Genomic DNA, 8,417 nt, shown 5'->3' with positions numbered 1-8,417 from the left:
CAAATAAATCATCTGAGTTCAAAACTTCCAGCCTCTCCCGAAATAGAAATTTCATAGCTACATTTTCCATATTGGAAACGGCGGCAAGGGTTTCCCTGCCCTACAAGCGGCATATCTTTCACTGGCTATTGCCATACAAGCTGCATACCAATTTCTACCAGCTTTGGTTGTGCGCCCGCCACCACGCCCCGAGGATAGCAATTGGCACTGCGCCTCATCAGCGGCAAGCTGTTCCTCACAAGGGTCGTCATCCGGCGGCCCAGCTGGCGGCGGAGGCGGAGGCGTCGTACGCCGTTCCGACGGCATCGGGCAAGATTGTGGCCCTGGCTGCGGGGGGGGGACGTAAAACGCAGTCCAAGGGATTGCCACCCCAACACCACCATCGATTCCCTCCTGGACCTGGAACCCAATACAACCCGCTCGGATCCACCTTCATCAGCGGGCTGTTGCCGACATACGCCCACCTTGACGGCCCATTCGGCATACCGAGCGGATCGGGCTGCAGATAGCGCCCGATGGAAGCATCATAATGGCGGTGCCAATTGTAGGCGAGCCCCGTCTCGATCTGGAACTATTGGCCGGGGAAGCGCTGGTTGAGCGTCGCCGTGCCACTGATGCTACGCACCTCACCGTAAGGTAGATAGCTCGCCTGCCAGACGACATTGCGGCCCTGGTCGGTCATCATGACCGGCCGTTCGAGATGGTCAGTCAGCACGTAATAGAGCACCGGCGTGATGCCGGCGTCGGCGACCATCGCCAGCGGGCGGCCTTCGACCCAGATGTATTCGGTGACCAGCGCGCCGGACGCGTCATATTCGGCGATTACATTGCCGTCGAGGTCGTGCACCATGTGCAGCGTGGCCGACGAGGCGGCGATGGTGCGCGAGACCAGCCGCGACAGGTAGTCGTAGATGTAGGCGCCTGCCGTCGTGCCGTTCGTGGTGGCGCCCGAGAGCTGGCCGGCGGCATTGTAGCTGTAGGTCTTGGTGAGCTCCGGCGAGACGGTCGCGTCCTGCGTGACGTTGCCGGCAAGGTCCGACTGGAAGCCGCGGCTCGGTGCGCCGCCGGTGAGGATGCCGGTCAGCCGGTTGGAGCCGCCCTGAAGGCTGTAGGTATCGATAGAGGTGACGCCACCAATGGTTACGGTGCGCTGGGTGATGTTGCCGACACCGTCGATCGTATAGGTGAGGCTGCCCCACGGCCCATCGGCATTCTCGATGAAGCCGTTGGCCGTATAGGTGTAGGTCTCATTGTTGGCGGGGTTGATCCTCGATTGCCGTGAGATTGCGCTTGTCCTGGTATTGCAGCGGATGAGATCCTGGCCTGCTACCCAGGCGTTCAGATGCAGCGTCCGCCGTCGACCTCCAGCGCCACGCCGGTGATGAAGGCGGCTTCGTCCGAGGCCAGCCAGAGTGCGGCGTTGGCGATGTCGAGCGGCGTCGAGAGCCGGCCGAGCGGGATCGATGCGCGGAACTTCTCGCGGATTTCGGGTGTGTCGGCGCCCATGAATTTCTCCAGCATGCCGGTCTCGCCGGCAACCGGGCAGAGGCAGTTGACGCGGATGTTCTTCGGCGCCAGTTCCACCGCCATCGATTTGGTGGCGGTGATCGCCCAGCCTTTCGACGCATTGTACCAGGTGAGGCCGGGGCGCGGCCGCAGACCCGCGGTGGAGGCCGTGGTCAGGATGACGCCGCCGCCCTGCCGCTCCATGATCGGCACCACGGCGAGTGCCGCGTGATAGATCGCCTTCATGTTGACGGCGGTTATCAGGTCGAAGGTCTCCTCGTCGACATTGAGCATGTCGCCGTTGCGATGGGTGTAGCCGGCATTGTTGACCATGATGTCGATGCGGCCGAATGCGCTTTTGGCGGCATAGATCATCTCGTCGAATTCGGAGCGCAGCGAGACATCGGTCTGGGTCCAGATCGCCGCTTCGCCGATCTCGCCGGCGACGCGCTCCGCGCCCCTGGCGTTGAGATCGGCGACAACGACCCTGGCACCCTCCTGCGCAAAGCGCCTGGCGATGCCCTCGCCAAAACCGGACGCAGCACCGGTGATGACGGCAACCTTGTTTTCCAGACGCATGTTTTTCCCGCTCATGATTGATGACGATCAACCGGCGCGCCGATAGCGCACATCCGCGCGAACCCGTGGCTTCTGGCCGGATTGCTCGAAAGATGTGCGGCCATCGCCGATTTCTCCTTTGGCTTTCGCGTCGATCCCGCTCTATGCTGCAACTGCGAAGGCTTCCGGTGCCGCGCCTGTCGACAAGCCTCCGGGTCATCGGACTGTCAAGGGGCAGGCGCATACACCCAGATGTGACACCATGGCACTGGAAAATTTAAATCGATTAGATTATATCAGCCGCGTCACAGCGACCGGCGTCAGAGCGGACAGACCATGACCAGCCAGATCATCCCCGTCGATCCTTTCGACTTCATCATTTTCGGCGGCACCGGCGATCTGTCGGAGCGCAAGCTTCTGCCGTCGCTCTATTATCGCCAGCGCGACCATCAGTTTTCGGAGCCGACACGCATCATCGGCACCTCGCGCTCGAAGATGAGCGACGAAGAATTCCAGGCCTTCGCCAAGCAGGCGATCTCGGACCACGTCAAACCGGCCGACATCGACGCCAAGGAACTGAAGACCTTTCTGGCGCGGCTGTCCTACGTCTCCGCCGATGCGACGAGCGGCGCCGGCTTCGACAAGCTCAAGAAGGCGATCGGCGACAGCGACCGCATCCGCGCCTTCTACCTGGCGGTGGCGCCGGCGCTGTTCGGCGACATCTCGCACAAGCTGAAAGAGCACAATCTGATCACGCCGAACTCGCGCATCGTGCTGGAAAAGCCGATCGGCCGCGATCTCGATTCGGCACGCAAGCTCAACGACCTGGTCGGCGACGACTTCCACGAAAGCCAGATCTTCCGCATCGACCATTATCTCGGCAAGGAGACGGTGCAGAACCTGATGGCGCTGCGCTTTGCCAACGCGCTCTACGAACCGTTGTGGAATTCAGCCCATATCGACCATGTCCAGATCACCGTGGCCGAGACCGTCGGCCTGGAGGACCGCGTCACCTATTACGACAAGGCCGGCGCGCTGCGCGACATGGTGCAGAACCATATGCTGCAGCTCTTGTGCCTCGTCGCCATGGAAGCGCCGTCGTCGATGGATGCCGACGCCGTGCGCGACGAAAAGCTGAAGGTGCTGCGGGCACTGAAGCGCATCAACGGCAACGAAGCGCCGAAGCACACCGTGCGCGGGCAGTATCGCGCCGGGGCTTCGGCCGGCGGACCGGTGAAAGGCTATGTCGAGGAACTCGGCAAGGACAGCAACACCGAGACCTTCGTCGCCATCAAGGCCGAGATCGGCAATTGGCGCTGGTCGGGCGTTCCGTTCTATCTGCGTACCGGCAAACGGCTGGCGACGCGGGTTTCGGAAATCGTCATCGAATTCAAGCCGATCCCGCATTCGATCTTCGGCGACAGCGCCGGACCGATCTTCGCCAACCAGCTTGTCATCCGGCTGCAGCCGGACGAAGGCGTCAAGCAGTTCATCATGATCAAGGATCCGGGCCCGGGCGGCATGCGGCTGCGCCAGATTTCGCTCGACATGAGTTTCGCGCAGTCCTTCGACGGCCGCGCACCGGACGCCTATGAGCGGCTGATCATGGACGTCATCCGTGGCAACCAGACCCTGTTCATGCGCCGTGACGAAGTCGAGGCGGCGTGGAAATGGATCGACCCGATCCAGAATGCCTGGGAAAGTGCCAGGCAGGAGGCGCAGGGCTACACGGCGGGCACCTGGGGTCCATCGGCCTCGATAGCGCTGATCGAACGTGACGGGCGGACATGGCACGAGAGCAATTGAACAGCGCCGCCTACAGCTGGAACGGCTTCAGCGGGCGCCAGGAACTGGCGGCAGCCCTTGCCGGCCATGTTGCAGGCAGACTGACCAAGGCGATCGCCGAGCGCGGCACGGGGTTGCTCGCCGTCTCCGGCGGCACCACGCCGGCAAAATTCTTCGCCGCCCTTTCAGCGATACCCATCGCCTGGGACAAGGTGATCGTGACGCTGGTCGACGAGCGTTTCGTGCCGGCCTCCTCGCCACGCTCCAATGCCGGGCTGGTGGCCGCCAATCTGTTGCAGAACGCGGCCAAGGCGGCTCGTTTCGTGCCGCTCTATCACGAAGCCACCAGCATCGAGGATGCGGCCTCGTCCGACGATGCAGCGCTCCGATCCTTGCCCTGGCCGCTCGATGTCGTCGTGCTCGGCATGGGGCCGGACGGCCACACCGCCTCGTTCTTTCCCGATGCCGCCGACCTGGCAACGCTGCTCGACCCGTCTTCCGACAGGATCGTGCTGCCGGTTCATGCGGCAAGTGCGGGCGAGCCGCGGCTGACCCTGTCGCTGGCCCGCATCGTCGAAGCCGGCTTCATCGCGCTGCACATCGAGGGTGAGGACAAGCGTATCGCCTTCGACGGCGCGGTGGCGCCCGGGCCGCGAAAGCCAATCCGCGCCGTGCTCGACGCAGCGCAAAAGCCCGTAGAGGTTTTCTGGGCACCCTGATTCTCGATTTACACCGGTCCCGGCAAACGGCGGGAGGATGTTTCCGGGACCTCGCCTGAAAGGACCGACACCATGACCGCCAGACGCGACATCGAAGCCATTACCGAACGCATCCGCCAGCGCTCTAAGCCCGGCCGCGAGCGTTATCTCGGCCGCATCGCCGAGGCGTCGAACCGCACCGCCAACCGGGCCGTTTTGTCGTGCGGCAACCTCGCTCACGGCTTTGCGGTGTGCAGCCCCTCGGAAAAGCTCGCGCTGGGCGCCGACAAGGTGCCGAACCTCGGCATCATCACCTCCTATAACGACATGCTGTCGGCGCATCAGCCGTTCGAGAGCTTCCCCGCGCTGATCAAGGATGCAGCCCGCAAAGCCGGCGGCATCGCCCAGGTGGCAGGCGGCGTGCCGGCGATGTGCGACGGCGTCACCCAGGGCCAGCCCGGCATGGAGCTGTCGCTGTTTTCGCGCGATGTCATCGCCATGGCCGCCGCGATCGGCCTGTCGCACAACATGTTCGACGCCGCCGTCTATCTCGGCGTCTGTGACAAGATCGTGCCGGGGCTGGTGATCGCCGCCCTCACCTTCGGCCATCTGCCGGCGGTGTTCATTCCGGCCGGACCGATGACATCAGGCCTGCCCAATGACGAAAAGGCCAAGGTCCGCCAGCTCTACGCCGAGGGCAAGGCCGGACGCGCCGAACTGCTGGAGGCCGAGTCCAAATCTTACCATGGACCGGGCACCTGCACCTTCTACGGCACGGCGAATTCCAACCAGATGCTGATGGAGATCATGGGCCTGCACACGCCGGGCGCGTCCTTCGTCAATCCAGGCACGCCGCTGCGCGAGGCTTTGACCCGCGAGGCGACCAAGCGGGCGCTGGCGATTACTGCGCTTGGCAACGCCTATACGCCCGTCGGGCGGATGATCGACGAGCGCTCGATCGTCAACGGCGTCGTCGGCCTGCATGCCACCGGCGGCTCGACCAATCACACCATCCACCTGATCGCCATGGCGGCGGCGGCCGGCATCGCCATCACATGGCAGGATATTTCCGACCTGTCGGAAGCGGTGCCGCTGCTGGCGCGGGTCTATCCGAACGGCCTCGCCGACGTGAACCATTTCCACGCCGCCGGCGGGCTCGGCTTCCTGATCCGCGAACTGCTCGACGAAGGCATCCTGCATGAGGATGTGCAGACGGTGTGGGGCGAAGGCCTGCGGCCCTATGCGGTCGAGGCAAAGCTCGGCGCCGACGGAGGCGTGGTGCGCGAAGCCTCGCCGCGGACAAGCGGCGACGAAAAGGTGCTGGCGCCTTTCAACAAGGCGTTCCAGGCGACCGGTGGCCTGAAGGTGCTGTCAGGCAATCTCGGCCACGCCGTCATCAAGACTTCCGCGGTGAAGCCGGAGCGGCGTATCATCGAGGCGCCGGCCAGGGTCTTCGACAGCCAGCAAGGGCTGAACGATGCGTTCAAGGCAGGCACGCTGACCGGCGACTTCATCGCCGTCATCCGCTTCCAGGGGCCGAAGGCCAACGGCATGCCGGAACTGCACAAGCTGACCACCGTGCTCGGCATCCTGCAGGATCGCGGCCAGCGCGTGGCGCTGGTCACCGACGGGCGCATGTCGGGCGCCTCCGGCAAGGTGCCGGCGGCGATCCATGTCACACCGGAAGCGGTCGAGGAGGGTCCTATCGCCAGGATCCACGAAGGCGACATCATCCGGCTCGACGCCGATGCCGGCACGCTGGAAGTGCTGGTGCCGGCCGGCGATTTCGCGCTGCGCCGGACGGCGGATGCCGACCTCATCGGCAACGAGTTCGGTTTCGGCCGCGAGCTGTTTGCCGGCTTCCGGCAATTGGTCGGCCGCGCCGATCATGGCGCCAGCGCCTTCGGCACGGCCTGACGGCAGTTCTGCGCAACCCATGAAAAGGGGCGGCACTTGGCCGCCCTCTTGCGGTTGTGCATACGATTCTATTGCACGGTTAGCTCAGCTCGCTCGCCGGCCTTGACCGTCACGTTGCCTTCTTTCGAACTGTTGTCGGATTTCTCCGAGACGACGGCATAGTCGCCCGCCGGGATCGCTGCCTGGTACTTCTGGTCGAATGCATAGCCAAGCGACTTGCGGTTGCCGTTGATGTCCTTCTTGGCCTCGAAAATCTCGATCTTCGAGGCTCCCGGCGCGGTGATCGCCAGCACGCCGGCATTCATTGCGATTTTCAGATCCTGAAATTCGCCGACCTTGACGGTGAACGGCTGCTCGACAACGGCGAGATCAACCGTCGCAATCAAGACATAGTCATCGGCCGGCAGATCGAATTTGCTGTCGGGTCCGTAGGCATAGGTCACCTCGTCCCTGGTTCCATCGATCTTCTTTTTTGCCTTGAGCACCTTGAAGCCGATGCCTGAACCGTCCGCCTTGTCGCCGCCGGCAGCATAATAAGCATTGGCAACGACATGGCCGACACCGACAATCATGTTCTTTTCCACGGTCTTGCCGGCAGCCAGCGGAATCGTTTCGGTAGCCACCCCCTGGCCGATCGTGACCGTCACTTTCTCGTCGCCGGCCGGCAACACGGCTTTCGTGGTCCCATAGAAGGTGGCGGGCATGTCAGCACCCGGATAATCGATGACGATAGCCGCGCCATCGACGACATCTGCCCCCTCGCTCGGTCGCGGATGGATGATGAGCGTGCCGGCATTCAAGTTGAAGAGAGGCGCGTAGACTTGGCCCGCCTCGATCTTGACTTTCTGCTCGGTCTTGGCCTGGCCGTCGCTGGCCACGACGATATAGTCGCCCGGTTCCAGATTGGCCTTGTAGGCGCCGTATTCGGTGCTGACGTAGTCGCCGCGCGTACCGTCGGGTTTCGCCTTGTAGATCTCCCAGGCGTTGCCGTCAGTGACGGGATCGCCGCCCTCGGCAAGCACCGCTATCGGCAGGAAATTGAAGTCCGGTTTGGCCGGCTCGGGCGCGGGTGCCGGCGCAGGTGCCGGAGCCGGTTCAGGAGCCGGCGCTGGTGCTGCCACGGTCTCGGCAAGCGCCTCCTGCAGCGCCTTCTCGTCGGAGGCCTGGATGTATTTGCCGCCGGTGTTGTCGGCGAGGCAGGCGATCTGCTTGCCCTCGTCGGCGGTCAGGCCGAAGCCGACGACATCGGCGGTGAAGTCGACGCCGGATGCCTCGAGCTCCTTACCAAGCGCGCAGGGGTCACCGCCGCATGTTTCGAGCCCGTCGGTGATGAGCACGACCGTCGCCTTGTCCTCGGTGTATTTCAGCGCCTCGGCCGCCTGTTTGACCGCCGCCGTCAGCGGCGTCTTGCCGAGGAATTTCAGGCTGTCGGCGGCGGCCGAAATGGCGCTGCCCGAACCTGCCTGCGGCGGCACGATCAGCTGGATGTCGTCGCAGCTGCCCTTTTCACGGTGGCCATAGGCCATGAAGCCGATCTCGTCGTCGGTGGGGACCGATTGAAGCACGGTTCGAAGCGACTCGCGGGCGATTTCGAGCTTGGGCCTGCCGTCGATCTGCGCCCACATCGAGCCGGACGCATCGAGAATGATGATGACCTTGTTTGCGGCGAAGCCGAACGTCGTCATCGACAAAAGGAGGATCGCCGCAGCGACGCCCCGTGCAAGTCCCGCCATCGAAATCTCCTAAATCCGCCCCTGATCCGGGCGGCAAGCTATTTGACGCGGCGCCGGGACACAAGTCCGGGCGCCCGGTGCGCAGGGCTGCGGACCCAGCTTAACAAAAATCCTGACGACAGCCAGTTCGGCGGTGTCGGCAGCCTTTTACCCGGTAATAGGAATTTTTTCTTGACACCATGACCTCAGCTAAGGTACATATTTGGCTATGGTGCTGATT

General features: G+C 63.5%; 7 protein-coding genes. 4 read left to right on the top strand and 3 right to left on the bottom strand.

The features are described 5' to 3' along the window. The coding region (locus EN994_RS35990; RefSeq protein ID WP_245466000.1) for a hypothetical protein at nucleotides 1-509 on the top strand (509 nt) is incomplete at its 5' end. 62 nt (nucleotides 510-571) lie between these two features. Here EN994_RS35990 and EN994_RS35325 read toward each other — a convergent pair. Further along, nucleotides 572-850 (bottom strand): RHS domain-containing protein, encoded by a 279-nt coding sequence (locus EN994_RS35325; protein WP_063170067.1) that lies wholly within the window; start codon nucleotides 848-850, stop codon nucleotides 572-574. A gap of 488 nt (nucleotides 851-1,338) precedes the next feature. Next, a complete protein-coding gene (locus EN994_RS35320; RefSeq protein WP_027162287.1) occupies nucleotides 1,339-2,085 on the bottom strand; it encodes an SDR family oxidoreductase in 747 nt (248 codons plus the stop codon). A 315-nt stretch (nucleotides 2,086-2,400) separates the two neighbouring features. Between EN994_RS35320 and zwf the strand changes: the two genes are divergently transcribed. The 3 genes from zwf (at nucleotide 2,401) to edd (ending at nucleotide 6,464) form a co-directional block, all read left to right on the top strand. Beyond that, nucleotides 2,401-3,870 carry a glucose-6-phosphate dehydrogenase gene (gene zwf, locus EN994_RS09090; RefSeq protein WP_013530236.1) on the top strand — a complete coding sequence of 490 codons (1,470 nt, stop codon included), beginning with the start codon at nucleotides 2,401-2,403 and terminating at the stop codon, nucleotides 3,868-3,870. Next, nucleotides 3,852-4,568: a 6-phosphogluconolactonase gene (gene pgl, locus EN994_RS09085; protein ID WP_063170066.1), complete on the top strand. Its 717-nt coding sequence runs from the start codon at nucleotides 3,852-3,854 to the stop codon at nucleotides 4,566-4,568. Before zwf ends, pgl begins: the two co-directional genes overlap by 19 nt. Nucleotides 4,569-4,640: 72 nt before the next feature. Continuing rightward, complete coding sequence (edd, locus tag EN994_RS09080) at nucleotides 4,641-6,464, top strand: phosphogluconate dehydratase (RefSeq protein ID WP_063170065.1); 1,824 nt, start codon at nucleotides 4,641-4,643, stop codon at nucleotides 6,462-6,464. A 68-nt stretch (nucleotides 6,465-6,532) separates the two neighbouring features. Here the strand turns inward: edd and EN994_RS09075 are convergent, their stop codons facing one another. Next, nucleotides 6,533-8,197 (bottom strand): VWA domain-containing protein, encoded by a 1,665-nt coding sequence (locus tag EN994_RS09075; RefSeq protein WP_063170064.1) that lies wholly within the window; start codon nucleotides 8,195-8,197, stop codon nucleotides 6,533-6,535. Nucleotides 8,198-8,417 lie beyond the last annotated feature (220 nt).

The organism is Mesorhizobium sp. M7A.F.Ca.CA.002.09.1.1 (genome assembly GCF_003998555.1).
GTDB lineage: Bacteria > Pseudomonadota > Alphaproteobacteria > Rhizobiales > Rhizobiaceae > Mesorhizobium > Mesorhizobium ciceri.
Note: the sequence above shows the minus strand (reverse complement) of the source record. Positions and strands in the feature narration are given on the sequence as shown.

What these genes read in the sequence shown, in the direction of transcription:
- EN994_RS35325 (WP_063170067.1), bottom strand. Translation starts at nt 850, where the DNA reads ATGGTGCACGACCTCGACGGCAATGTAATCGCCGAATATGACGCGTCC.
- zwf (WP_013530236.1), top strand. Translation starts at nt 2,401, where the DNA reads ATGACCAGCCAGATCATCCCCGTCGATCCTTTCGACTTCATCATTTTC.
- EN994_RS35320 (WP_027162287.1), bottom strand. Translation starts at nt 2,085, where the DNA reads ATGCGTCTGGAAAACAAGGTTGCCGTCATCACCGGTGCTGCGTCCGGT.
- EN994_RS09075 (WP_063170064.1), bottom strand. Translation starts at nt 8,197, where the DNA reads ATGGCGGGACTTGCACGGGGCGTCGCTGCGGCGATCCTCCTTTTGTCG.
- pgl (WP_063170066.1), top strand. Translation starts at nt 3,852, where the DNA reads ATGGCACGAGAGCAATTGAACAGCGCCGCCTACAGCTGGAACGGCTTC.
- edd (WP_063170065.1), top strand. Translation starts at nt 4,641, where the DNA reads ATGACCGCCAGACGCGACATCGAAGCCATTACCGAACGCATCCGCCAG.